This is a genomic window from Pseudomonas sp. ADAK2 (genome assembly GCF_012935755.1).
Classification (GTDB): Bacteria; Pseudomonadota; Gammaproteobacteria; order Pseudomonadales; family Pseudomonadaceae; genus Aquipseudomonas.
The window spans coordinates 6,746,901-6,772,700 of sequence record NZ_CP052862.1; the positions used below are offsets into that span (position 1 = coordinate 6,746,901).

At 62.9% G+C, this 25,800-nt stretch carries 14 protein-coding genes and 3 pseudogenes; 10 read left to right on the plus strand and 7 right to left on the minus strand.

Annotated elements, in window-relative coordinates:
- Window positions 1-7 precede the first annotated feature (7 nt).
- From HKK52_RS30860 to HKK52_RS33120, 3 genes and pseudogenes are all read right to left on the minus strand, one after another.
- On the minus strand, window positions 8-1,690 hold the full coding sequence (locus tag HKK52_RS30860) for an MFS transporter (RefSeq protein WP_169373880.1): 1,683 nt from the start codon (window positions 1,688-1,690) through the stop codon (window positions 8-10).
- 286 nt (window positions 1,691-1,976) lie between these two features.
- Entirely contained in the window at window positions 1,977-2,732 is a 756-nt protein-coding gene (locus HKK52_RS33115) for a methyl-accepting chemotaxis protein (protein WP_429527938.1), read from the minus strand.
- A gap of 102 nt (window positions 2,733-2,834) precedes the next feature.
- Window positions 2,835-4,124: pseudogene (locus HKK52_RS33120) on the minus strand (HAMP domain-containing protein); the annotation flags it as partial.
- Between the two features lie 396 nt (window positions 4,125-4,520).
- On the opposite strand from HKK52_RS33120, the gene HKK52_RS30870 reads away from it, so the two are divergent.
- From HKK52_RS30870 to HKK52_RS33130, 3 genes and pseudogenes are all read left to right on the plus strand, one after another.
- The gene (locus HKK52_RS30870) at window positions 4,521-5,837 is read left to right on the plus strand and encodes a Na+/H+ antiporter family protein (RefSeq protein ID WP_169374322.1); all 1,317 of its coding nucleotides are present in this window, start codon (window positions 4,521-4,523) and stop codon (window positions 5,835-5,837) included.
- Window positions 5,838-5,970: 133 nt separating this feature from the next.
- Window positions 5,971-6,741, plus strand: a pseudogene (locus HKK52_RS33125) (cache domain-containing protein); the annotation flags it as partial.
- A 393-nt stretch (window positions 6,742-7,134) separates the two neighbouring features.
- Window positions 7,135-7,647 (plus strand): annotated as a pseudogene (locus tag HKK52_RS33130) (methyl-accepting chemotaxis protein); the annotation flags it as partial.
- A gap of 156 nt (window positions 7,648-7,803) precedes the next feature.
- Here the strand turns inward: HKK52_RS33130 and HKK52_RS30880 are convergent.
- A complete protein-coding gene (locus HKK52_RS30880) occupies window positions 7,804-8,739 on the minus strand; it encodes a LysR family transcriptional regulator (RefSeq protein ID WP_169373883.1) in 936 nt (311 codons plus the stop codon).
- Between the two features lie 112 nt (window positions 8,740-8,851).
- Here HKK52_RS30880 and HKK52_RS30885 point away from each other — a divergent pair, with 112 nt between their 5' ends.
- The 3 genes from HKK52_RS30885 to HKK52_RS30895 all read left to right on the plus strand — a co-directional run bounded on the left by HKK52_RS30885 (window position 8,852) and on the right by HKK52_RS30895 (window position 10,213).
- Window positions 8,852-9,346: a DMT family transporter gene (locus tag HKK52_RS30885; protein ID WP_169373884.1), complete on the plus strand. Its 495-nt coding sequence runs from the start codon at window positions 8,852-8,854 to the stop codon at window positions 9,344-9,346.
- 2 nt (window positions 9,347-9,348) lie between these two features.
- Complete coding sequence (locus HKK52_RS30890) at window positions 9,349-9,804, plus strand: DMT family transporter (protein ID WP_169373885.1); 456 nt, start codon at window positions 9,349-9,351, stop codon at window positions 9,802-9,804.
- Window positions 9,805-10,048: 244 nt separating this feature from the next.
- On the plus strand, window positions 10,049-10,213 hold the full coding sequence (locus HKK52_RS30895; protein ID WP_169373886.1) for a metallothionein: 165 nt from the start codon (window positions 10,049-10,051) through the stop codon (window positions 10,211-10,213).
- A 76-nt stretch (window positions 10,214-10,289) separates the two neighbouring features.
- Here the strand turns inward: HKK52_RS30895 and HKK52_RS30900 are convergent, their stop codons facing one another.
- Window positions 10,290-10,517 carry a DUF6555 family protein gene (locus tag HKK52_RS30900; protein WP_133840608.1) on the minus strand — a complete coding sequence of 76 codons (228 nt, stop codon included), beginning with the start codon at window positions 10,515-10,517 and terminating at the stop codon, window positions 10,290-10,292.
- Between the two features lie 145 nt (window positions 10,518-10,662).
- On the opposite strand from HKK52_RS30900, the gene HKK52_RS30905 reads away from it, so the two are divergent.
- From HKK52_RS30905 to HKK52_RS30915, 3 genes are all read left to right on the plus strand, one after another.
- Window positions 10,663-11,433, plus strand: a complete 771-nt coding sequence (locus HKK52_RS30905) for an AraC family transcriptional regulator (RefSeq protein ID WP_169373887.1) — start codon at window positions 10,663-10,665, stop codon at window positions 11,431-11,433.
- Window positions 11,434-11,563: 130 nt separating this feature from the next.
- On the plus strand, window positions 11,564-11,737 hold the full coding sequence (locus HKK52_RS30910) for a DUF1427 family protein (RefSeq protein WP_133840606.1): 174 nt from the start codon (window positions 11,564-11,566) through the stop codon (window positions 11,735-11,737).
- A 32-nt stretch (window positions 11,738-11,769) separates the two neighbouring features.
- Entirely contained in the window at window positions 11,770-12,726 is a 957-nt protein-coding gene (locus HKK52_RS30915) for a quinone oxidoreductase family protein (protein WP_169373888.1), read from the plus strand.
- Window positions 12,727-12,820: 94 nt separating this feature from the next.
- Here the strand turns inward: HKK52_RS30915 and HKK52_RS30920 are convergent, their stop codons facing one another.
- Complete coding sequence (locus HKK52_RS30920; protein WP_169373889.1) at window positions 12,821-13,855, minus strand: purine-nucleoside phosphorylase; 1,035 nt, start codon at window positions 13,853-13,855, stop codon at window positions 12,821-12,823.
- 9 nt (window positions 13,856-13,864) lie between these two features.
- Entirely contained in the window at window positions 13,865-14,821 is a 957-nt protein-coding gene (locus HKK52_RS30925; RefSeq protein ID WP_169373890.1) for a nucleoside-specific channel-forming protein Tsx, read from the minus strand.
- Between the two features lie 516 nt (window positions 14,822-15,337).
- Between HKK52_RS30925 and HKK52_RS30930 the strand changes: the two genes are divergently transcribed.
- Window positions 15,338-25,789, plus strand: a complete 10,452-nt coding sequence (locus tag HKK52_RS30930; RefSeq protein ID WP_442962297.1) for an autotransporter-associated beta strand repeat-containing protein — start codon at window positions 15,338-15,340, stop codon at window positions 25,787-25,789.
- Window positions 25,790-25,800 lie beyond the last annotated feature (11 nt).

Sequence of the window (25,800 nt, forward strand, 5' to 3'; positions counted from 1 at the left end):
ACGTCGTCTACGTGTGATGAATCTCCCGATCCTTGGTTTCCGGCATGAAGAAAATCCCCAGCACCGCCGTCATCACCGCAATCACTATCGGGTACCACAACCCGTAATAGATATCCCCCGTGGCCGCGACCATCGCAAACGCCACCGTCGGCAGGAACCCGCCAAACCAGCCATTGCCGATGTGATAGGGCAGCGACATCGAGGTATAGCGGATGCGCGCCGGGAACAGTTCCACCAGCCACGCCGCAATTGGGCCGTAGACCATGGTCACGTAGATCACCAGGATGGTCAGCAGCAACAGCACCATCGGGTAGTTGGTCTTGGCCGGATCAGCCTTTTCAGGGTAACCGGCGTCCTTGAGCGCCGTGCCGAGGGTCGCGGTGAACGCGTCGTTGCGGGTCTTGAAGTCCGCGGCCGGCAGGCTGGTGCCTTCGAAGCTCGGGATCACCTTGTCGCCGATGCGCACCTGGGCGACGGTGCCCGGCTCAGCCTTTACGTTGGTGTAGGGAATCGCGCGCTTCGCCAGCAGAGTTTTGGCCAGGTCGCAGGAACTGGTGAATTTGGCCTTGCCCACCGGGTCGAACTGGAACGAGCACTGGTCAGGATCGGCGATCACCGTCACCGGATTTTTCTCCTGGGCGATGAACACGTCGGGGTTACCGTACTGGGTCAGTGCATGGAAAATCGGGAAATAGGTCACCGCCGCGAGAATGCAGCCGGCCATGATGATGCCCTTGCGCCCGATGCGGTCGGACAGGCTGCCGAAGATGACGAAGAACGGCGTGCCGATCAGCAGCGAACCGGCGATCAACAGGTTGGCGGTCTGCGGGTCGATCTTCAGGGTTTGCAGCAGGAAGAACAGCGCATAGAACTGCCCGGTGTACCACACGACAGCCTGGCCGGCGGTGCCGCCGAGCAGGGCCATGATCACGATTTTCAGGTTGTCCCAGCGGGCGAAGGATTCGGTCAGCGGCGCCTTGGAGGACTTGCCTTCGGCCTTCATCTTCAGGAACACCGGCGACTCGCTGAGTTGCAGGCGGATGTACACCGAGACGATCAACAGCAGGATCGACAGCAGGAACGGAATCCGCCAGCCCCAGGCCTCGAACGCTTCGGTGCCGAGGGCGGTGCGGCAGGCGAGGATCACCAGCAGCGACAGGAACAGGCCGAGGGTCGCGGTGGTTTGAATCCACGAGGTGAAGTAGCCGCGTTTGCCTTTCGGCGCATGCTCGGCGACGTAGGTTGCCGCGCCACCGTACTCGCCGCCCAACGCCAGGCCTTGTAACAGGCGCAGGGTAATCAGGATGACCGGCGCCGCGACGCCAATGGTCGCGTAACCGGGCAGGAAACCGACCACGGCCGTGGAGACACCCATGATGACAATGGTGATCAGGAAGGTGTGCTTGCGCCCGATCATGTCGCCCAACCGGCCGAACACAATCGCGCCGAAGGGCCGCACGGCAAAGCCTGCGGCAAAGGCGAGCAGGGCGAAGATGAAGGCGGTGGTCTCGTTGACGCCCGCGAAGAAGTGCTTGGCGATGATCGCGGCGAGGGAGCCGTAGAGGTAAAAGTCGTACCACTCGAACACAGTGCCCAGGGACGAGGCAAAGATGACCTTGCGCTCCTCCTTGGTGATGCCGTGGTGGGGCGCGCTGCCTGTGCCCGTGGTTGTGCTGTCGATTACGGCCATGGGTTTTCTCCGTCTTGCTCTTGTTGTAGGCCGGAGCACCTCAAAATACCCGTGTTGCCGCACCCAGGCCCTGGGGCTGATGTTGTCGGATTGCCCTTAGAAGCATAATCAGCTTCGCGCAAATATCCACTCGCCGGCCCGCAAACCCTAACGCCAGTCAGTCGATCGTTCCCACGCTCTGCGTGGGAATGCCTCAATGGACGCTCTGCGTCCGCGTTTGAATGGGACGCGGAGCGTCCCGGGCTGCATTCCCACGGGCCGCGTGGGAACGATCAGTTACCTCAGGTCAAACCCGGAACTGGTCCATCAAACTCTGCTGCTGATTGGCCAGGCTGTTAAGCGACTGACTCACTCTGGCCGATTCATTTGCCTGCCCGGACAACGATTCGGTCACATCGCGAATGGTCGCCACGTTGTTGTTGATCTCCTCGGCCACCGCGCTCTGTTCTTCCGCAGCGCTGGCGATTTGCAGGTTCATGTCGGTAATCACCGTCACCGCCTCACCAATCTGGCGCAGGGCGGTCACGGCCTGGCTGACTTGCTCGACGCTGCTCTGGGCCTGGCGATGGCTGTTGTTCATAGAACCGACCACCTCCTGAGTGCCGCTTTGCAATTGCTCGATCACCTGACGGGTTTCCTCGACCGACTCCTGGGTACGCCGCGCCAGGTTGCGCACTTCATCGGCGACCACGGCAAAACCACGGCCGGCTTCACCGGCACGGGCCGCCTCGATCGCAGCGTTGAGGGCCAGCAAATTGGTCTGCTCGGCAATGGCGCGAATCACTTCCAGCACCGAACCGATCTTCTCGCTGTTCGCCGCCAGCCCTTCGACTTGCACCATCGCTGCGCTCATGTCGGCGGCGAGGTTATCGATGCTGGTGGTGGTGCGGTCAATCACGGTCAAGCCCTGACGGGTCGCCTGGTCGGCATCGCGCGCGGCGTGAGCGGCTTGGGCTGCGCTGCGGGCGACGTCCTGGGCGGTGGCGCTCATTTCGTGGGACGCGGTGGCCACCTGATCGACCTGGCGATATTGCTGCTCCATGCCGGCGCTGGTCTGGGTGGCGATGGCGGAGGATTGGTCGGCGGTGCTGCGCGCGTCCTGCACCGAGCGCTTCACTTCGGCGATGATCGGTTGCAGCTTGTCGAGGAAACGGTTGAACCAACCGGCCAACTGGCCCAGTTCGTCCTGCTTGTCGTAGGCCAGGCGCCGGGTCAAATCACCTTCGCCGCTGGCGATGTCTTCCAGCATGTGGGCCACGCCGAGAATCGGCTTGGTCACGCTGCGCGCCATCAACCACACCAGCAACAGGCCGATCAACGCGGCGAGTACGCCGAGGCCGAGTTCGACCAGACTGCCGGCACGGTTGCTGTCATCGAGCTGTTTTTTCAGCGCTTCGGCCGGGCCGACCAGGACTTTCTCCGGCACGTCGAGCAACACGCCCCAGGACTTGCCGCCTGGAATCGGCTGGAACGGCGACAGCACTTTCAACTGCTCGTTGCTGTGCAGGCTGGTGGTTTTGCTGCTGGTGCCGAGCAGGCGAATCAGCTCGGCGCCGTTGATCTTGTCCACGGCATCCAGGCGCTGGCTGAGCTTGCTGGCGTCCGGGCTGTAACCGGCGAGCAGGCCGACCGGGCTGAGGATGCTGACGCTGGTCTGGCCGTCATAGAGCTTTTTGCTCGCGCCCTGGCTGACCGCTTGCAGGCTGTTGAGGTTGATGTCCACCGACAACGAGGCGATGACTTTGCCGTTGACCATCAGCGGGAACACGATGCTGGTCATCAGCACGTTCTGGCCGTCGATCACATAGAAGTAGGGTTCGATCACGCACGGTTTGAGCGTGGTGCGCGGGCAGGTGAACCAGGCATTGGCCGCTTCGCCGCTGGGGCCGGTGCTGGTGTCGGCCATGTCGCTTTCGGGCAGCGACATCGAGGTCAGTTTGCCCGCTGTCGGCTGCGACCAGTACAGGGCAAAGCGACCCTTGTCGTTGCTGCCGAGCTCGGCCTGACCGGCGAACAGTTCGTCCTTGCCGTCCAGCGCATTGGCTTCGAACACCAGGGACAAGCCAAGCAGTTCCGGGTTGGCTTGCAGCGCCGACTTGACCTGGCGGGTCAGGTCTTCGCGCAGGTCGAAGGCATCGAGAAAGCGCTTCTCCGCCTGCTCGCGCAGGAACAGCACCTGCCGCGAAAAGCCGTGGCCATATTGATAGGCGTCCATGAACTGCTGGCGAATCCCCAGCGCCTGGTTTTCACCCTGGGACTCGATCCGCGCCTGGGCGGATTCGGTGAGCATCTCCATGCTCGACGCTTTCACCAGCGCGGAGCTGTGCTCCATGCGATACAGCGAAAGACCCACCAGCAGCGTCACGATCCCCGCCAGGCAGAGCCCGGCCAGCAGGGTGATTTTCCATTGGATGGAGAGTTGTCTGAGCGACATGGAGAGACGTCCTTATTCGATATTTATCTGAGACTTTGCACTGTAACGGCTGCGAATCGGCTTTCTTTATCTGTTCAACTAAATAAGAAGTCACACAAAACCCTGTAGCAACTGGCGAAGCCTGCGTTCGGCTGCGCAGCAGTCGTGTTCCAGCTGACGCGGTGTGTCAGGAGGAGCGTGCACACAGGTTTTACGACCGCTTCGCGGGCGAACGCAGCCTTCGGCAGCTGCTACAAGGGGCGGCGTTCGCGTTGAAAAAGGAGCGGCGTTGGCTTTGACAAGGTGGCGACCGTGCGGCACAGTGCGCGCCCTCTAATAAAACCCATTCCTTATTTCGCTGGCGGCGCTTCGCAGACTGCCGGCGGAGCTCATTCCGCTTGCCCTGAGGTAACGATGATTAATGCTGTAATTGCCGCGGTTGGCGTCATGCTGATACTCAGCCTGTCCCGCGTGCATGTGGTGATCGCGCTGATCGTCGGCGCGCTGGTGGGTGGCCTGACTGGTGGCCTGGGCATCGACGCGACACTGAAAGCTTTCAACAGTGGCCTCGGCGGCGGGGCGACGGTGGCGTTGTCCTATGCCTTGCTCGGTGCCTTTGCGGTGGCGATTGCCAAGTCCGGCCTGGCCCATGCCCTGGCGGACAAAGCCTTGGCGATGGTTGATCGTCAACACGCCAGCGGCGGCGGTTCGGTCAAGTGGCTGCTGATCGGCTTGCTGTGGGTGGTGGCCATCGCTTCCCAAAACATTCTGCCGATACATATCGCCTTTATTCCGTTGCTGGTGCCGCCGCTTTTATATGTGCTGACCAAACTGCAACTGGATCGGCGCTTGATCGCTTGCGTCATGACCTTTGGCCTGATCACGCCGTATATGTTCCTGCCGGTGGGCTTCGGCAACATCTTCCTGAATGAAATCCTGCTGGCCAACGTCGCCCGCAGCGGCGTCGACATCAGTGGCATCAACGTCACCCATGCCATGGGCATTCCGGCGTTGGGCATGGTGGTGGGCCTGGCCGTCGCGTTCATCAGCTACCGCAAGAAACGCGTCTACGACCTGGAAAAAATCGAGAAAGTCGAGCAGGTCGCGGTGGAGTACAACCCGCTGAGCCTGATGGTCGCCGGCGTGGCCATCGCGGCGGCGTTCATCATTCAGTTGCTGTTGGATTCGATGATCATCGGTGCGTTGGCGGGTTTCCTGATCTTCTCGGTGTCGGGCATCGTGAAGTGGCGCGACACCGACGACCTGTTCACCGAAGGCATGAAGATGATGGCGATGATCGGCTTCATCATGATCGCCGCCTCGGGGTTTGCCGAAGTGATGAAAGCCACCGGTGACGTGCAGTCGCTGGTGCAGGCTTCGGCGTCGTGGATTGGTCACAGCAAAGGCGTCGGCGCGTTGTTGATGTTGCTGGTCGGCCTGCTGGTTACCATGGGCATCGGCTCGTCGTTTTCCACCGTGCCGATCCTCGCGGCGATCTTCGTGCCTTTGTGCGTGCAATTGGGTTTCAGCCCGATGGCGATCGTCTGCATCGTCGGCACGGCCGGCGCCCTGGGTGACGCCGGTTCCCCTGCCTCGGACTCGACCCTCGGCCCGACCTCGGGCTTGAACATCGACGGCCAGCATCACCACATCTGGGACACGGTGGTCCCGACCTTCCTGCATTACAACCTGCCGCTGCTGGCGTTTGGCTGGGTAGCGGCGATGGTCCTCTGATCGCGCCCCCTGTAGGAGCGAGGCTTGCCCGCTCCTACAAGGGACTTGTAGTCGATGATTCAACTTTTGATCTGGCCTGCCGTTACAGCCTTTAACCACGCCAATAAAATCAAAAGAGTGAACCGTCATGCGCATGAGCCTGAAGGCTAAAGTCCTGTCCCTTGCCGTTCTCCCGGTGTTGCTCTTTGCCCTCGTCATTAGCCTGACCACGCTGTTCATTCTTCAGGAACAGGCGCGCAAGGAGGTCGAAGACACCCGCCAGAGCCTGCTCAAGGACGCCAAGGCCACCCTGCAAAGTTACGTCGCCGTGGCCATGACCGCGATCAAACCCCTTTACGACGCCGCCGCCCCTGGCGATGACGCCGCGCGGGCGCAAGTGGTCAAGTTGCTGTCTAGCATCAGCTACGGCAAGGACGGCTACTTCTTCGGCTACGACTCCAACACTGTGCGCCTGTTCAAGGCCAACAGCCCCGAAGGCGTGGGCCAGAGCTTCAAGGACAACCGCGACCCGAACGGCGTCTACGTCAACCGCGACCTGGTGAAAGTCGCGAAGGACGGCACCCACTATTTGCAATACAGCTCGCCGCTGCCCGGCAACAGCCAGGTGCTGGTGCCCAAGCTCGGCTACACCGAATACCTGCCGAAGTGGGACATGGCGGTCGGCACTTCGGTCAATCTCGATGGCATCGAAGCCCAGGTGGCGCTGGTCCAGGCCAAGGTCACCGAACGGATGGAAGGCGTGGTGCTGAGCATCGTCGGGATTGCGGTCATCGTGTTGCTGGTGATCGCTGCTGCGGGGATGCTGCTGGCCAACGCGATTCTGCGGCCACTGAACCTGATGAAAGCCAACCTCGATGACATCGCAGCGGGCGAGGGCGACCTGACTCGGCGCCTGACCATCACCAGCGAGGACGAACTCGGGCAACTGGCCGGCTCGTTCAACCGCTTCGTCGACAAGATCCACGGCCTGGTGCGGCAGATCACCGAAATGACTTCGCAACTGACCGGGCTGGTGAATCAGGTGTCGGATCAAGCCCAGCGCTCGGATCAGGCGATGGAGCGTCAGCGTCACGAGACTGACCAGGTCGCCACGGCGATCAACGAGATGTCCGCCGCCGCCCAGGAAGTGGCCAAGAGCGCGCAAAACGCTGCGGTCGCCGCCCAGCAGACCGATGCTGAAGGCCAGGCTGCCAAGCGTGTGGTGGCCGGCAGCATCGTCAAGATTCATGCGTTGGTGGATGACATTCGCACCAGCGGCGTGTCCCTCGACAGTCTGCAAAAAGACGTGTCGTCGATTGTCAGCGTGCTCGGGGTGATCCGCTCGATTGCCGAGCAGACCAACCTGCTGGCCCTGAACGCGGCCATCGAAGCCGCCCGCGCCGGTGAGGCCGGTCGTGGTTTTGCGGTGGTGGCGGACGAAGTACGAGCGTTGGCCAGTCGCACGCAAATCAGTACCCAGGAAATCCAGGGCATGATCGACCGCTTGCAGGCCGGCACCCAGTCGGCGGTGGAAGCGATGCGCCGTTCCAGTGAGGCCGGCGACGGTACCTCGGCCCAGGCCAACGAAGCGGGGGCTTCGCTGGACACCATGGCGCAGTTGATCGGCACCATCAATTCGATGAACGCGCAGATCGCCAGCGCGGCGGAAGAGCAGACGGCCGTGGCGGAAGAGATCAACCGCAGCGTGCATCAGATCGCGGTGGCGGTGGACAGCGTGGCGGATGAAACCCAGTTGGGGGCGCAGACGTCCCGCAGCTTGGCGGACCTCGGTCAGCGTCTCGGTAAGCTGGTCGGCCAGTTCCGCATCTAGACCGCGACGCACTCCCTGTAGCAGCTGGCGCAGCCTGCGTTCGGCTGCGAAGCAGGCGTAAACCCTATGCTCGCGGTTTACCTGACCCACCGCGCTGTCTGATTTCGCGACTGCTTCGCAGCCGAACGCAGGCTACGCCAGCTGCTACAAAGGCACCTATGGCCTGTCCCAATACGGCACGGTCCCAAAACACTCCATATAAAAATCAATCACCGTGCGCACCTTCACCGACAACCGTCGGCTCCCCGGCCACAGCACGGCAATCTGCTGCGGCTCAAGGCTATTGGACACCTGATAGTCCTTTAGCACCGGCACCAGCGTCCCCGCGCGCACCGCTTCGCCGATCAGCCACGACGGAAACATCACCAGCCCCAGCCCCTGTTCGGCGGCTTGGGTGAGGGTGTCGGCGTGGTTGCCGGTGATCGGTCCTTTCACCGTGTAGGGTGTCCAGTCCTGCTGACCTTGACGAAAAAACCAGCGCTGCTGCCCGGTCACGCCTTTGTAAGCCAGGCATTGATGGGCGGCGAGGTCGTCGGGGTGGTGCGGGATGCCATGGCGCTCTAAATACGCGGGGCTGGCGGCCACTTGGAAGCGATGGGGCGCGAGGATCCGCGCCTGCATGCTCGAATCGTGCAGCGGGCCGATGCGAAACAGCAGGTCGGCGCCTTCCTGCAGCGGGTCGACATAGCTGTCGGTCTGCTGAATATCCAGTTGCAACTTCGGATAACGCTCACAGAGTTGCCCCAGCCACGGCGTCAAATGCCGTTGGCCAAACACCACCGGCGCATTGATCCGCACCAGGCCGCTGGGTTCGCTTTGCTGTTCCTGCAAGGCTTGTTCGGCTTCCTCCAGTTGCACCAACACCAGTCGCGCGTGATGCCCGAGCATGCGTCCGGCTTCGGTCGGCGTGACCGCGCGCGTGTGGCGATAGAGCAACTGCTGATTCAGCGCTTGTTCCATCAACTGGATCTGCCGGGAAATCGAAGAGGGCGCCAGGCCCTCGCGGCGGGCGACTTCGGAAAAACTGCCGTGGTCGAGCACCGCGACAAACAGCCGAAGTGCCTTGAATCCCAGCTCGTTGAGGCCGTGCATGTGTATACCTGCTGTGCGAGTTGCGCAAAAGTGTTGTCCGGATGCTCCCATTTATCGCAAAGCACCGCCAGCCGATAATGCGCGCCATTGTTTCCTTGAATGGGTTTTCCTTATGCAGTCTTCTTCAATCGACGACGTTGCAGTTGTCGCAACGCCCGCCACCAAACCTGGGTTGCGGCTGTTGCTGCTGCCCCTGGTCATCCTGGCCGGCATGGGCCTGTCCGTGGAGGCCGGTTTGCTCGGGCCGCTCGGGGTTCAGGTCGGGCACTTGTGGGCGACCCTGAGTATCTTCGGCGTCGGCTCGGCGATTCTGTTTCTGCTGTTGCTGTTCAGTGGCCCGCAGCAAGGGCCGGCGCTCAGTGAGTTGCCGCGCTGGCAGTTGATCGGCGGTTTTCTCGGCCCGATCTACGTGGTGGTGCTGACCCTGGCCACGCCGCACATCGGCGTCGCCATGACCATGATCGCGATCCTGTCGGGGCAGGTCGGCAAGAGTGTGCTGATCGACCACTTTGGCTGGTTCGGCGCCACTCGCAAAAAGGTCAACGGTGAACGTTGGCTGGCGTTGCTGCTGATTGTCGCGGCACTTGTTCTGATCGCTCGGGGTTGATGATGAATCTGATTATTTTGTTGGCGGTGGTCGTGGCGGCTGGCGCGGTGTTGAGTGTCCAGGCAGCGATCAATGGGCGATTGGGTGAAACCGTCGGTGTGCTGCGCAGCAGTTTGCTGACCTTTGTCGTCGGCGCGGTGGTCAGCGGCTTGCTGATCCTGTTTTTCGAACCGGCCCACGCCGTGAGCCTGCTGGACGTGCCGAAATGGCAACTCAGCGGCGCGCTGTTCGGCGTGGTGTACATGATGGTCATGGTCGGCGCGGTGCCCCGAGTCGGCACGGCGGTGGCGACCGTGGCGGTGATCATCGGGCAACTGGGCATGGGCATGTTGATCGACAACTTCGGCTGGCTCGGCAACCCGGCGATTGAATTGTCGGGGAGCCGGATCCTGGCGATGGTGTGCCTGGCGTTGGCGTTGGTGTTCATGTATCGCAGCAGTACCCGAACTTCCGCTTGATACCGATCCCGTAGCAACTGCCGAGCCTGCGAGGCTGCGTTCGAGGACGCAGGCTTCGCCAATCCTGTGTACGCGGTTTTCCTGACCCACCATGGTGCTTGATTCTACGACCGCTTCGCGGCCGAACGCAGCCTCGCAGGCTCGGCAGCTGCTACAGACCTTCATTTGGCGTTCAAGCTCCTACACTGGTTAATACGGTGCGCATCCGTCGCACCGGACGACCATAACAGTGGAGTCCGCCCCCATGATCGACAGTGAAAGTATCTGCGACTGCCCAAAATGTTCCTGCAAGCTGGGCCAACATCCCATCGCGCGCCACGGCAAGCACTATTGCTGCGAAGCCTGCGCCAAGCACCATGCAGGCGGTGAAGAATGTACCGGCAAGGGTTGCAAATGTGCCCACGGATGACCGTTCGCCGCAAAAAAAGTGGAGCCACTGGGGCTCCATTTTTTGTTTTAGACGTTCCTTGTCCTCCTTATGAAAATTAGCTCGCCGGTCGCCATTTGACGTTCTCGACGCCGAATTTCTCCGCCAGCGGTTTGCTGGTCTTTTGCACCTTTTCACGGCCGAATCGGGGTATTCGCCCGACCCCGGCGTCGCAACTTGCCCAATGCCAAGCCTCCGCGTTGTCCATCTTGTCCTGGCGGATAATGAAAGACTTGGGGACGCCATGAAGGGTGTATTCAATGACGAAGAGTTTTGCGTTGTTCATAAAGCCCGTATTCCTCCCTGTGGTAATAGAGGGATCGCGGGCGGCGCTGAAAATTCACTCGGATTGTCAGACGGCGGTGTCACTGGCGGCGCGCCAGACGCCTCGTTACCATGGCGACTTCCGCCAACGTCAATGAACGCTGCCCATGGCCCTCGCCGCACCGCCCGACCTGACTGACACCGATGTGCCCGTGCAACCGCTGGCGCGGACTTACCCGCGTGGCTTGTTTATCGAGCCTCATGAGCACGTCTGGGGCCAATTGTTGTATGCCATGAGCGGGGTGATGTGGGTCGAAACGCCGCACGAAGCCCTGGTGGTTCCGCCGCAACGGGCGGTGTGGTTGCCGCCCGGCGTGCCCCATGGGATTCGCGTGGTGTCGGACTTGCAGATGCGCAACATCTACTTGCGACCGGCGCTGGCGGCGACCCTGGATGACAGCGTGCAGGTGATCGAGGTCGGCGGGCTGCTGCGTGAATTGATCGTCGGCCTGGTGGAGCAGGGCGACGACGGTGCGCCGGAGTATTACGAGGCGCTGGTTGGCCTGGCCTTGCTGGAGCTCAAGCGGGCCAAACGCTCGATGCTGAAAATCCCGCTGCCGGACGATTCTGATCGACGTTTGTTGAACCTGTGCCAGGCGGTCATGGCCGCGCCGTCCCTGGACATCGCGTTTGAACAACACGCCGAAAACGCCGGGGCCAGCGTGCGCACCCTGGCGCGGTTGTTCAAGGATGGATTGGGCATGGGCTTCGCCGAGTGGCGACGCCAGGTGCAACTGGCGACGGCGGTGGCGGAGTTGATCCAGGGCGTGCCGGTCAGCGCGATCGCCCGGGAGCTGGGTTACTCGCCGAGCAGCTTCAGCGATATGTTCCGCCGGGAACTCGGTGTCGCGCCTTCGCAATTCAACGCGAATCGGTAAGGCGAACACTAACCCTGTAGGGAATTGTGGTGTTGGTGAGTGTTTGGCCGAAATTCAGAAGCCCTTGGCCGATTGGTTTTGTCGCCTTTCCCTAGACTCTGCGCATACCCCCTGTGCCACGGAGTCTGTCATGAACTACCTCATTTCGCTGGCCATCGGCCTCGGCGTCGGTCTGCTTTACGGCGCGCTGGATTTTCGTTCCCCGGCACCTCCAGCCATCGCGCTGGTGGGGTTGTTGGGCATGCTCGCCGGTGAGCAGTTGTGGCCCATGGGCCGGCAGTTGATTGCCGGCTGGTTCGCCTGAAACCCTTCATCCCTTCAATGGACGCTTCCCCCATGAAAGCTTTGCAATTCGACAAGACCGGCGATCTCTCGGCCCTGCGCTACGTCGAGGTCCCCACCCCTGTGGCCGGCGATGGTGAAGTGCTGGTGCAGATCAAGGCTGCCGGCCTCAACCCCAGCGATGTGAAGAACGTGCTCGGGCGTTTTCCCTACACCACCTTGCCACGGATTCCCGGTCGGGATTTCGCCGGGGTGGTGGTGGAAGGGCCGCAAGCGTTGATCGGTCAGGAGGTCTGGGGCACCGGCCGTGAACTGGGCTTTTTCGCCGACGGCTCCCATGCGCAATTCGTCAAGTTGCCGGCCAACGGCGTGGCGCTGAAACCGACGCACCTGAGTTTCGCCCAGGCCGCCAGCCTCGGCGTGCCCTACACCACGGCTTGGGATGCGTTGGAACGTAGCCTGGTGACGGCGGGCACACGCTTGCTGGTGATCGGTGGCGGGGCGGTGGGCAGTGCGGCGCTGGCGCTGGCCAAGGTGCGTGGCGCTCAGGTGCTGGCGGCGGCGCGGCGGGTGGAGCAGGTCGAGGAATTGCAGGCCCAGGGTTATCAGACCCTGCAACTGGACAAGCCCGAAGACCTCGGCTCCCAAGTGAATGCCGTGTATGCCGGTGGCGCGGACGTGATCTTCGACACTACGGGGTTCTGGCTGCCGGCTTCGGTTGCGGCGCTGGCGCCGTTCGGCCGCATTGCGATCATTGCCGCACCGGTGGACGGCCATGTGCAATTGCCGGCGCTGGCGTTGTATCGCAAGGGTGGGTCGGTGGTGGGGATCAATTCGCTGCTCTACGGCGTTCAAGCCTGTGCTGCGATGCTGGATCAGTTTGGCCAGTTCTTCGATCAGGATTTGTTGCCGTTGCCGCAGGGGTTGGTGGAATCGTCGTTGGCGCAAGGCGTGGAGCGTTATGCCGAGGTGAATCAGGGCAGTGGTGACAAGGTGATTTTGTTGCCGTAACCGATAGAGGTGTTGAATGGTCGGGCCCCTTCGCGGGCAAGCCTCGCTACCTGTAGGAGCGAGGCTTGCCCGCGAAGGCGTCCTCCGGCCGAACTCAGGCCTCAGGCACCCCTTTCTCCCAAGCCGACCAGTGCTGCAAAATCTCCTGCACCAACGGATTCCCGGTGCGATAGAGGTTCTCCAGCGCCGGCACAAACCCGCCCTGGTCCGCGTATTTGAGCAAGTTATCCACTTCACTCTGACCCGGTGCCGGCCGGTCAAAGTCGGAACCGGCGCGCACCACCGCCAGGCGCTGCACATCCACCAAGCCCTCACGACTGGCCCGCAACAGTGCTTCGTACGTGGAGTTGTCTTCCTGCTGGGTCGTGCAGTACTCGCCTTTGTTGTCCGTCAGCAATTTGGTCCAGACCTCGGCGCGCTCGCTCAGACGCGTGCCGGAGAACCAGGTGTTGCCCGCCAACGTGTCGCACTTCGTTACTACCGGCGCCAGATTGGCCGGGGCCGACGGGTACTTCAGACGCCACGCCGCCGATTCCTTGCTCTCACTCAATTCAACTTTGTGCGACAGGGCAAACGCCTTGGCCTGCAATTTCGGATTGAGCTCGAAGACTTCAGTCTTGTAGTCCAGCGGTGGTTTTTGGTTCGGGCCTTGGGTGTTGATGCCGATGTAGCCGGTCGGCCAGTCTTTCGGAGCGTCTCGGGAATCGATCTCCCACTGCGTGCCGAACTCCACCAGGTAATGCGCCCACGCGGCGGTGCCGATGGTCCCGTGTTTGGGGCTGATGCCGGCGATCCCGGCGATCAGGAAATAACTTTTGCGCAGGTCGAATTTCGGCGACAGCGCCAAGGCCAGGGTCGATGCCGCGGCATTGGTCTGGCCCATGCCGGTGACCATCAGGCACACCTGCTGCGCGTTACAACGAATCGTCGGGTACTCGGCGGACAGGCCCGGTACGCGGACTTCCTGTTTGAGTTCCAGGCGCTCGATCCAATTCTGCGCCTCGGGAGCGAACATGGTGATCAGCATCACTTTTGGCTGGATCGGTGCTTCACGAGCCCACGCGGTGGAAGCGAGCAGGGTGCCGCAGGCCACGGCGACGGACAGGGACAAACGCGTCATTGCTTTCATAAGATCTCCTTAGAATTGATAACCGATGCCGGCGTAGTAACCCCAGCCGTTGGAGCGGGCGCGGAAATCACCGTCGCCGAAATTCAACTCGCTGCCGTCGTCCCAGTTGCCGCCGTTGTGGAAGTAACGGCCGACCAGGGTGAAACGCAGATGAGTAAACGAGTACAGCAACACGTTGGTGGCCACGGTGGCGTTGGCGGTGCGGGCCGGGTTGTCCTTGTGCAGGTCCGAGCCGAAGTCGAAGTTGGTGAAGCCGATGTAGGTCAGCGACGCACCATTGCTGAAGCTGCTGATGGGCACGATGTATTTCAACTGGGCGCGGTAGCCGTCCCAGGAATATTCGTTGCTCGCCCCATAGTTTTCCCACTGGTAGCGACCATAGAAGTTCGCCGACAGGTTGACCCGCGAGTGGGTGTCGATGTCGGTGCCCAAACCGCTGTACAGCGTGTTGGCGCGGTTGCGGGTGTTGCTGCCGTGGTCGTAGATCCAGTCGAACGCCACATACCATTCCTTGAACGGCCCGACGGCCAGGCTGCGGCCGGCCAGGTAGTCGATGGAGATCCGCGGTTCGTGCTCCATGAACAGCGGCGAGCCGTGGTCCCACGCGCCTTTGTCATGGCTGTTGCCGATGTCGAAGATTTTCGGGATATCGACGTAGCCATACAACTCGAACGGCCCCTTGCGCCCGAAGTACTCGTATTCCAGGTACACATCGTCAGAGGGTTGCGGGCCGAAGCTGATGTCCTTGCTGCCGATGACCGTCAGGTCCTGGTTGAACCAGTCCGACAGGTACGCGCCTTGTTTCGGCGGGTTGGCTTCCGGGCTAAGGGCTTCGCCCTGGGCTGACTCCTCGGGGAGGACGGGTTGCGCCAAAACGGTGCTGCTGAGTAGTCCTGTAACGCTGGCCAGTAGCAAGGAAACAGCAAACGAGCGCGAGCAAGTCACGCGGCTGGACGTGCGATGCATTAAAAGTCCCTTTTCGTGCGGATCGAAGGCCCGGTTTTTCGGGCTTGCGCGGTTAGGTAGCGAAAATGCCGTTATCGGCGACTCGCAAACGTTTGCACATCTCATACCAATTGTTTCAATTCCATGAAAACTCGAAGAAATCGAGGTTTTTTCTGTCCTCTCGATCAGCTAACGATTTACCCCGGGTATCCGCGATCCCCGTAGGCGCGCGCGCCGGACGAGACCGCCGCAAATCCGCAGGGCAGACCGCTCGCGCACCAAAGTATTAATGCTAATTGAGCCATGAGGATTTCTGCCCCATCACCGGGCATCAACTAACGTGTGTCGAGAATGTAACTGTTTCGTACAGCGTCGTACTTTGATTTGCGTGTCGTTGGATTCACGGCCAGGGTGGCCCTGTAGCACGCCTTTCAAGGAAGAATGGTTAACCACGTAAAGGAACTGCCCGTGGACTTGAGATCCGTCATCGCCCCGATTTTCCGCGTTTCCCCTCTTTTTCTCGCTGTTCGTCTCGGTATGGTTGGCGTGTTTGTCGGCATCATCAGCCCTCAAGCCATGGCCGCCTGTACGCCCGGCAGCCCGGCGGCGGGCGGTACGGTGACCTGTAGCGGCGTGCCCTCGCTGCCGCTGTTTCTCAATACCTTTTCCAGCGCGGTGAATGACCTGACGGTCAACGTCGGCTCCGCCGCACAACTGAACGCCACCCTCGGCGGGCAGGTGCTGAACCTCACGGGCAACAACATTACGCTGAACAACTCGGGGTTGATTGACCCTGCGTTATTGGGCGCGGTGACAGCACTGAGCGCGGGCGCGGTGATCGGCAACGCCGGCGCCTCGGTGATGAACATCACCAACGCCGCCACCGGCATTATCCGCGGCACCGGCGACTTGCTCGGCGTCAATCTGGTCAGCCTCAACGGCATGGCGTTGAACCTCAATAACAGCGCCGGCGGCAGCACCAACATCGTCAACAACGGCACGATCGGTTCGACGAACTTGTTGAACCTGACGCTGTTCTCCGCCGACACCCCGGTCGTCGCGGCGCGCGGCGGCGCCCAGGTCAACGTGATCAACGCCGGCACCATCAACGGCCGGATGGCCTTCGAGACTTCGGGCAGCGGCAACACCTTCGTCAACTCCGGCACCATCAGCGGTGGCGTGTCGATGGGCGACGGCAGCACCAACACCTTCACTGCGATCACCGGTTCGACCATCTCTGCCGGCGGCGGCATCGGCCTGGCGCTGGGCGGGTTGATCGGCGTCAACCTGACCTTCGCCCCGACCGGCCAGATCGACGGCGGCGCTGGCGGTATCAACTCGCTGATCCTGCAAAACCCGATCGGCATCGGCGGCGGCACCTCCGGGGTCGGCACTGTTTCGAGCGCCAACTACGTCAACTTCAACAACCTGACGATCAACAGCGGCACCTGGACGCTGCAAGGACCGCTGGTCAGCGGCAGCACCACGCTCAATGGCGGTATCGCCCAGTTCAACAACAGCGCGACCTTCGGCAGCGGCGTCCTGACCGTCAATGGCGGCGGCTTGCAGGCCAGCACTGGCGGCTTGACGTTGAGCAACTTGATCAACGTGGGCGCTGCTGGCTTGCTGCTGCAGGGCACCAATGCCATCACCGTCGGCAACGTGATCAGCGGCAGCGGCGGCATCACCAAGAACGGCACCGGCCAATTGATTCTCAACGGTGCCAACACCTATTTGGGCGCCACCACCCTCAACGGCGGCTCGGTGCAACTGGGCAATAACCAGGCGTTCAGCACCGGCACGGTGACGTTCGGCGGTTCCACCGTCTTGCAGGCGCCGGGCACCATTACCCTGAACAACAACATTGTGCTCAACAGCGCCATCGGCACTTCCGGTGTCGGCAGTCTGACCCTGGCCGGGCTGATCAGTGGCGCGGGCGGTATTTCGAAAAACGGCAGCGGCACCCTGGCGCTGACCGGCAACAACGCTGGTTACACCGGCAGCACCGACCTCAACGCCGGGACCCTGAGCCTGGCCAACAACAATGCGCTCGGCAGCGGCTCGCTGAACGTCAACGCGGCGGCGAGCCTCAACACCACCACCGGTGTGACCCTGAATAATTCGGTGGCGCTGAACGGCAACCTGACCGTCGTCGGCAGCAACAACCTGACCCTCAATGGCCTGGTTTCCGGCACCAGCGGCTTGATCAAAAATGGCTTGTCGACCCTGACCCTGACCGGCAACAACACCTACCAGGGCCCGACCTCGCTGAACGCCGGGGCACTGGTTTTGGCCTCGAACACCGGGCTGGGCACCGGCGCGTTGAACGCGGCGGCCGGTACTTCCCTGGACACCAACCTTGCAGTGACGCTGGCCAACGCGGTCAACCTCGGCGGCGACCTGACCCTCGGTGGCACCCAGGCGCTGGGCCTGACCGGCGCCATCAATGGCGCGGGCGGATTGATCAAGAACGGCAGCGCCGCCCTGAACCTCAGCGGCAACAACGGTTACGCCGGCAACACCACACTGAACGCAGGCACCCTGATTCTCGGCTCCAACACGGCGCTGGGCCTGGGCACCTTGAACACGGCGGCGGGCACCACGCTGGATGCCAGCTCCACCGTCGCAGTGGCCAACGCGGTGAACACCACCGGTGACCTGACCCTCGGCGGCACCGCCAACCTGACCCTCGGCGGCGTGGTCGGCGGCACGGGTGGGCTGATCAAGAACGGCGCGGCCAACCTGACCCTCAACGGCGCCAACACTTTCCTCGGCAACACCACCTTGAACGCGGGCACCCTGACCGTGGGCAACGCCAATGCCTTGAGCGGCGGTGTGCTGACAGTGGCCGGTTCTTCGACGCTGGACAGTAGCGCCGGTGTCGCCATCGCCAACAACATCGCGCTGAACGCCGACCTGAGTGTCGGCGGCACTAACCAACTGACCCTCGACGGCGTGGTCAGCGGCACCAACCAGTTGATCAAGAACGGCGCGGCGAACCTGGCGCTGAACGGCGTCAACACCTTCCAGGGTGGCACCACGCTGAATGCTGGCAGCATCACCGTCGGTAATGTCGATGCACTGAGCACCGGTGCCCTGACCGTAGGCGGCGCGAGCACGCTCACCGGCAGCTCGGCCCTGGCCCTGAACAACGCGATCAACCTCAACGCCAACCTGACCACCGGCGGTGCCAATGCCCTGACCCTCGGCGGCGTCATCGGCGGTCTGGGCGGGCTGATCAAAACCGGCGCGTCCAGCCTGACCCTGAACGGCGCCAACACCTATTCCGGCACCACGGCGCTAAACGCCGGCACCCTGATCGTCGGTTCGAATACCGCAATCGGTAGTGGCGCGTTGAACGCGTCGGGCGGCACCACCCTCGACACCAGCACCGCCACCACCCTGGCCAACGCAGTCAACCTGGGCGGCAACCTGACCCTCGGCGGCACCAACGCGCTGATCCTCAACGGTGCCGTCAGCGGTATCGGCGGCTTGATCAAAAACGGCGCGGCCGACCTGACCCTCAATCACGCCAACAACTACCTCGGCTCCACGGCGCTGAACAACGGCACGCTGATCGTCGGTGCCAGCGGCGCCTTGGGCGCCGGTGCTTTGAACGCGGCGGCCAACACCACGCTGGACAGCAACACCGCCGTGAGCCTGAGCAACCAGGTGAACCTGGCCGGTGCCTTTAACGTCGGCGGCACGGCCGACCTGACCCTGACCGGGCTGGTCAACGGCGCGGGCAGCCTGGTGAAAAACGGTACCGGCAATCTGGTGCTCAGCGGTGCCAACGGCTTCCTCGGCGGCACCACGTTGAACGCCGGCACCCTGACCGTCGGCAACGGCTCGGCACTCGGCCTTGGTGGTTTGATCGTTGCCGGCGCGGCGACTCTGGACAGCAACGCCCCGGCCAGCCTGGGCAACAACGTAGCGCTGAATGCCGACCTGACCGTCGGCGGCACCTCGAACCTGACATTGGGCGGCGTCGTCAGCGGCACCAACCAGTTGATCAAGAACGGCGCGTCCAACCTGACCCTCAATGGCGTCAACACCTACCAGGGCAACACCACCCTGAATGCCGGCAGCCTGACCTTGGGCAGCGGCGCGGCGCTAGGCACTGGCGCGCTGATCGTCGGCGGCACTTCGACCCTGGACAACAGCGCAGCCTTCACCGTGGCCAACGCCGTGACCCTGAATGCCGACCTGAACGTGGCCGGCAACAACAACCTGAACCTCGGTGGCGTCATCGATGGCGCCGGTGCGCTGAATAAAAACGGCCTGTCTGACCTGACCTTGAGTGGCAACAACAGCTTCACCGGGGCGTTGAACATTCTGTCCGGCAGCGTCACCGCCGCCAGCACCGGCGCATTGGGCAACACCTCTGGCGCCAACATCAGTGCCGGCGCCAGCCTCAACCTCGGCACCGATGCCAGCCTTGCCGGCCTCAACGGCAGCGGCGATGTGCTGATCGGTTCGGGCAACACGTTGTCAGTGGGTGGCGTCAATACCACCAGCACTTTTGACGGTGGCCTGGCCGGTCCTGGTAGCTTGACTAAAGTCGGCACCGGCACCCTCAACCTCACCGGTATCAACGGTCTTACCGGCGACACCGCAGTCAACGGCGGCACCCTGGACCTCAGCGGTTCCCTGGGCAGTGCCAACGTCAACGTCAACAGTGGCGCGACCCTGACCGGCACCGGTTCGGTGCTGGGCACGTTGAACGTGAACAACGGCGGTCACCTGGGCTTGAGCAGCGGCAACACCTTGTCGGTCGGTTCGCTGGCCCTGAACAGCACCTCCAACATGGACGTCGCCCTCGGCACACCGTCCACCAATTCGCTGCTGAACATCGGCGGCAACCTGACCCTGGACGGCCTGCTCAACGTCAGCGACGCCGGTGGTTTCGGTGTTGGCGTGTATCGCCTGATCAACTACACCGGCAGCCTGCTGAACCTGGGCATGAACGTCGGTGCGACCCCGATTGGCTACAGCCTGGCGGACCTGGCGCTGCAAACATCGGTCGGTAACCAGATCAACCTGCTGGTGACCGCGCCTAACGCGAACCTGCGTTTCTGGGACGGCAGCCAGACCATTCCAAACGGTTCGGTGGACGGCGGCAACGGCACCTGGAGTGCCGGCAGCACCAACTGGACCTCGGTCGATGGCTTGACCAATCAGACCTGGGCCAGCGACTTTGCAATCTTCCAAGGCACGGCGGGTAACGTGACAGTGCTCGGTCCGCAGGCCTTCACCGGCATGCAGTTCGTCACTGACGGCTATAACGTGCTGACCGGCGCGGCGGGGAAACTGACCGCCGTGAATGGCACCAGCGGCAACACGGCGATCCGGGTTGATCCGGGCTCCACGGCGACCATCAGCGTCGCCATCGACGGCGCTGGCACCCTGGCCAAACTCGACAGCGGCACCCTGGTGCTCAACGGTGCCAACAGTTACACCGGCGGCACTTTGCTTAATGGCGGCACACTCGTCGTGGGCAACAACACGGCGCTGGGCAGCGGTGTGCTGACCACCGCTTCGGGCACCACTCTGGACAGCAACGCCGCCGTCACCCTGGGCAATGCCGTCGATCTGGCGAGTAACCTGAATATCGGTGGCAGCAATGCCCTGACCCTCAACGGCGCGATCAGTGGCGTCGGGGGGCTGGTCAAGGCGGGCGGGGCCAACCTGACCCTCGGCGGCAATAACAGCTTCCTCGGCCCGGTGAGCCTGCTTTCCGGTGGCGTGGTGCTGGCCTCCGACGCGGCACTCGGTGCCGGTGCGCTGAACGCCGCCAACGCCACCACCCTGGACGCCGCGACAGCGGTGACCGTCGGCAACGTGATCAACCTGGCAGGCAACCTCACCGTCGCCGGCACCGCTGACCTGACCCTCGCCGGTGCCGTCAACGGTGCCGGTAGCCTGAGCAAAACCGGCGCGGCCAACCTGGTGCTCAATGGCACCAACGGCTTCCTCGGCGGTGTCGACCTGAACGCCGGGACCCTGACAGTCGGCAATGCCTCGGGCCTGGGCCTGGGCAACCTGACCGTGAGTGGCGCTTCGACGCTGGATAACAACACGGTGCTGAGCCTGGCCAACAACGTTGGCCTGAATGCCAGCGTGGCGGTGGGCGGCAGCAATGACCTGACCCTCGGCGGTGTGATCAGTGGTGCCGGCGGCCTGAGCAAGAATGGCGCGGCCAACCTGACCCTTAACGGCGTCAACGTCTATCAGGGCGATACGACCCTCAACGCCGGCACCCTGACCCTCGGCAACGCCACGGCGCTGGGCACTGGCGCATTGACCGTCGCCGGCGCTTCGACACTGGATAACAGCTCGGCGCTCAGCGTCGCCAACAACGTCAACGTCAACGCCGCGCTGAACGTAGCCGGTGTCAATAACCTGACCCTGTCCGGCATCGTCGCCGGTGCCGGAAGCCTGAGCAAAAACGGCGCGGCGGACCTGACCCTCAGCGGCAACAACACCTTCAGCGGCACCTTCAACGTCCTCGGCGGCAGCTTGAGCACTACCAGCGCCACGGCCCTGGGCAACAACGCCGGAGTCAATCTGGGGGCGGGCACCAGCCTCAACCTCGGTGCTTCCGGCAGCCTCGCCAGCCTGACCGGCAGCGGCACGGCGCAGGTCGGCGCAGGCAACACGCTAAGCCTCGGCGGCGGCAATGTCAGCAGCACCTTTGACGGTGTGCTCGATGGCAGCGGTTTGCTCGACAAACTCGGCAGCGGCACGTTCACCCTCACTGGCATCAACAGCCTGACGGGCGACACCAGCGTCAACGGCGGCACCCTGAATGTCAGCGGTTCCCTGGCCAGCGCCAATGTCGCGGTCAACGGCGGCGGCACATTGGCCGGCAGCGGTAGCCTCCTTGGCGCAGTGAACGTCGCCGATGGCGGTCACGTCGCACTGGCCACCGGCAGCACTTTATCGGTGGGTTCGCTGGCCTTGAGCGGCAACTCCAACCTTGACGTCGGGCTCGGTGTGCCGGTGTCCGGTGGCGGTAATGCGCTGATCAATGTCGGCGGCAACCTGACCCTCGACGGCAACTTGAACGTGAGCGATATCGGCGGCTTCGGCAGCGGTGTGTATCGCATCATCAACTACACCGGCGCCTTGACCGATAACGGTCTGCTGGTTGGCAGCGTGCCGGGCAGCGTAGCGCCGGGTGATCTGCAAGTGCAGACCGCCGTAGGCAATCAGGTCAACCTGCTGGTCACCGCACCCAACACCACCGTACAGTTCTGGGATGGCACGCAAGCGGTAGGCAACGGTGCAATCGATGGCGGCAGCGGCACCTGGGGCAGTGGCAACACCAACTGGACCAATGTCGATGGCACCGTCAATCTGGGCTGGGCCAACAGCTTTGCGGTATTCCAAGGCACGGCGGGCACGGTCACGGTCAACGGCACGCAAAGCATCACTGGCATGCAGTTCGTCACCGACGGCTACAGCCTGGTTAACGGCACGGCGGGCGCACTGAACCTGGTCAACGGTGGCTTGGGCAACGCGACCTTACGCGTCGATCCGAACAACACCGCGACCCTCGGCGTGGCAATCAACGGCGCCGGCACTCTGGGCAAATACGACACCGGCACCCTGGTGCTCAACGGCGTCAACGGTTACACCGGCGGCACTGCGCTGAACGGCGGCACCCTGGTGGCGGGCAATAACGCGGCACTGGGCAGTGGCGTACTGACTGCCGCCAACGGCACCACGCTGGACAGCAACGCTGCCGTCAGCCTCGCGAACGCAGTGGTATTGAACGGTGGCATGAGCGTCGCCGGCTCCAACGCGTTGACCCTCGGGGGTGTCGTCAGCGGCACCGGCAGCCTGATCAAGAACGGCGCTTCCAGCCTGACCCTCAATGGCAGTAACACCTACGCCGGTGGCACGCAGTTGAACGCCGGATCCCTGGTCCTCGGCAATAACAGCGCCATCGGCACCGGCGCACTCAGCGTCGGTGGCAGCGCGCAACTGGACAGCGCCGCGGCCCTGCAACTGGCTAACGCGATCAACCTCGGCGGGCAGTTGACCCTGGCCGGCACCCAGGACACCACCCTCAGTGGCGTCATTATTGGCACCGGCAGCCTGGTGAAAAACGGCAACGGCGCGTTGTTGCTCAACGGCACCAATACTTACAGCGGCGGCACCACCCTGAACGGCGGCAGCACCAGCGGCAACACTGCCAGCCTGCAAGGCGCGATCCTTAACAACGCGGCACTGACCTTCGAGCAAACCAGCAACGGCAGCTACACCGGTAACCTCACAGGCAGCGGCACGCTGACCAAAAACGGCAGCGGCGATTTGCTGCTCACCGGCACCAACGGCCTCACGGGCGACACCAACGTCCAGGCTGGCTCGTTGCTGGTCAACGGCACGCTCAACAGCGCGAATGTGAACGTAGCGAGCGGGGCAAAAATCGGTGGCACTGGCCAACTCACTGGTGCGGTACAACTGGCCAGCGGCGCGACCCTGGTTGGCGGTGGCAGCGTTACGCCGTTGTCGTTCGGCGCCCTTACCTTGTCTTCGGGCACAAACCTGGACTTCAGTCTCGGCTCAGCGACCAGTTCCACCAATGTGGTCAACGTCGCCGGCAACCTGACCCTCGACGGCACACTGAACGTCAGCGATGCCGGCGGCTTCGGCACCGGCGTCTATCAACTGTTCCGCTACGGCGGCGACCTGACTGACAATGGCCTGGCCTACGGCACGCTGCCCGGTGGTGTATTGCCGGCCAGCCTGACCCTGCAAACCGCGCTGGCCAATCAGGTTAATCTGCTGGTGCAAGGCAGCGCCGGTGAAGCGCAGTTCTGGAACGGTGGCAAGACCAACGCTGACGGGACGATCAGCGGCGGTGATGGTATCTGGGGCTCGGGCACCAACTGGACGAATGCCGGTGGTACGGAAAGCCAGGGTTCGGCTCGTCGGTTCGCGATATTTGGCGGGCAGGGCGGCACGGTGACGGTGGTCGGTAACCAGGGCTTCACCGGGTTGCAGGTCCTCGACAGCGGGTATCGCCTGGTTGCCGGGACGGACGGCAGTCTGTCTCCGACCAACGCAGCCGATGGCAGCCTGGCCGCCGTTCGGATCAACGGCGGCGTGACCAGCGAAATCTCGGCACCCCTGGTGGGCACGGGCGGGATCGAGAAACTCGATTCCGGCATCCTGGTACTCAGTGGCGCCAACACCTACAGCGGCGGCACCACCGTCAGCGGCGGTACGCTGGTCGGTAACACCACCAGCTTGCAGGGTCGCATCCTCAACAATGCGCGGGTGATGTTTGCCCAGGCCAACAACGGGTTCTTCAACGGCGTACTCAGCGGTACCGGTGATGTGGTCAAGCAAGGCGCCGGATCGCTGCTGTTAGAGGGTGATCATCCGTTCAGTGGCACCGTTGAAGTCGAGCAGGGCCTGTTGATCGTCGGTGATCCACCGGCGACGCTGGCCGGGCAGGTCACCGTGTTCAATGGCGCCGCCCTGACCGGTAACGGCAGCGTTGGTGGGGTGATCAACCATGGGGTGTTCTCGTCCGGTGCGAACGGCGAGATCCTGAGAGTGACGGGCAACCTGGCCAACGCCCCGGACGGTCTGCTGGCGCTGACGCTCACCTCGCCGACCATCACTCCGTTGGTGGTGGGTGGCACCGCGACCCTCGATGGCGGCCTGGTGGTGAACAACCTGGTGCCGTTCACCGGCAACACCACTTATGCGCTGATTACGGCGGACGGCGGTGTCAACGGAACGTTCAGCGCTGCCGATCTGCCGGATACCGCGTTCCTCGATACCGCGCTGATCTACCGCGCCAACGAAGTCGATCTGGCCGTCAGTCGCAACCAGACCTCCTTCGCCGACGTAGCGGCAACCGGCAATCAGCGCGGCGTGGCTTCGGCATTGAGCCGCAATGGCCTGGCCGGTGCGGCATTGCAGAACGAAATCATCAACCTGAGCACGGGCGGCGCCCGCGCGGCATTCGACAGCTTGTCCGGGGAGATTCACGCCAGCACCGCCAGCGCGATCCTCGAGGACTCGCGCTACATCCGCGACGCCGTCAACGACCGTATGCGCCAACCGTCCTGCAGTGGGCCAGACGATCCGCGCCGTGCCTTGGCACCTAGCGAAAATCGCCTGACCAGTGGCGGCTGCCACGGCGAAATGGTCGGCTGGATGCGCGCACTCGGTGCCTGGGGCGAGATGGATGGCAACAGCAACACCGCCAAGCTGGATCGCAACCTCAGCGGCTTCATGCTCGGCACCGACAAACAGATCGACGATCAATGGCGTGCCGGGATGGCCGCCGGTTACACCCGCAGCGACCTGGACGCCCATGACCGTCGTTCTGACGCCACAGTCGACAGCTACCACCTGGCCGCGTACCTCAACTCGCAGTTCGACGCCTTGGCCGTACGCCTGGGCGCCGCTTACAGCTGGCACGACATTGAAACCAAGCGCGACGTCAGCGTCGGCGGCTACAACGACCGGTTGGAAGGTGACTACGACGCCCGCAGTGCCCAGGTATTCGGTGAAGTGGGCTACACCGTCGAAGCGGCCGGCCTGGCGCTGGAACCGTTCGCCGGCCTGGCTTACGTCAACTACGACAGCGACACCGTGCATGAAAAAGGCGGAGTAGGGCGCCTGAAGGCTGATTCCAGCCAGGACATCACCTTCTCCACCCTGGGCCTGCGTGCCGGCAAAGTCATCACCCTGGCCAACGGCGGGCAATTCACCCCGCGTGCGGCCATCGGCTGGCGCCATGCCTTCGGCGACACCAAACCGGATGCTGACCTGAGCTTCATTGATGGCGGTGCCTCGTTCAGCACTCAAGGGGTACCGATTGCCAAGGACAGCGCGATGCTGGAAGCCGGCGTGGACTTCCAGGTCAGCAAGACCGGCAAACTCGGTCTTGGCTATTCGGGGCAGCTCGCGAGCAAAAACGAGGATCACGCGATGACCGTCAGCTTCACCCTCGGTTTCTGATCGCGGTAGAA

Coding starts and splice junctions, on each gene's coding strand:
- HKK52_RS30860 (WP_169373880.1), bottom strand. CDS start 1,690: ATGGCCGTAATCGACAGCACAACCACGGGCACAGGCAGCGCGCCCCAC.
- HKK52_RS33115 (WP_429527938.1), bottom strand. CDS start 2,732: ATGGAGCAGCAATATCGCCAGGTCGATCAGGTGGCCACCGCGTCCCAC.
- HKK52_RS30880 (WP_169373883.1), bottom strand. CDS start 8,739: ATGCACGGCCTCAACGAGCTGGGATTCAAGGCACTTCGGCTGTTTGTC.
- HKK52_RS30885 (WP_169373884.1), top strand. CDS start 8,852: ATGCAGTCTTCTTCAATCGACGACGTTGCAGTTGTCGCAACGCCCGCC.
- HKK52_RS30890 (WP_169373885.1), top strand. CDS start 9,349: ATGAATCTGATTATTTTGTTGGCGGTGGTCGTGGCGGCTGGCGCGGTG.
- HKK52_RS30895 (WP_169373886.1), top strand. CDS start 10,049: ATGATCGACAGTGAAAGTATCTGCGACTGCCCAAAATGTTCCTGCAAG.
- HKK52_RS30900 (WP_133840608.1), bottom strand. CDS start 10,517: ATGAACAACGCAAAACTCTTCGTCATTGAATACACCCTTCATGGCGTC.
- HKK52_RS30905 (WP_169373887.1), top strand. CDS start 10,663: ATGGCCCTCGCCGCACCGCCCGACCTGACTGACACCGATGTGCCCGTG.
- HKK52_RS30910 (WP_133840606.1), top strand. CDS start 11,564: ATGAACTACCTCATTTCGCTGGCCATCGGCCTCGGCGTCGGTCTGCTT.
- HKK52_RS30915 (WP_169373888.1), top strand. CDS start 11,770: ATGAAAGCTTTGCAATTCGACAAGACCGGCGATCTCTCGGCCCTGCGC.
- HKK52_RS30920 (WP_169373889.1), bottom strand. CDS start 13,855: ATGAAAGCAATGACGCGTTTGTCCCTGTCCGTCGCCGTGGCCTGCGGC.
- HKK52_RS30925 (WP_169373890.1), bottom strand. CDS start 14,821: ATGCATCGCACGTCCAGCCGCGTGACTTGCTCGCGCTCGTTTGCTGTT.
- HKK52_RS30930 (WP_442962297.1), top strand. CDS start 15,338: ATGGTTGGCGTGTTTGTCGGCATCATCAGCCCTCAAGCCATGGCCGCC.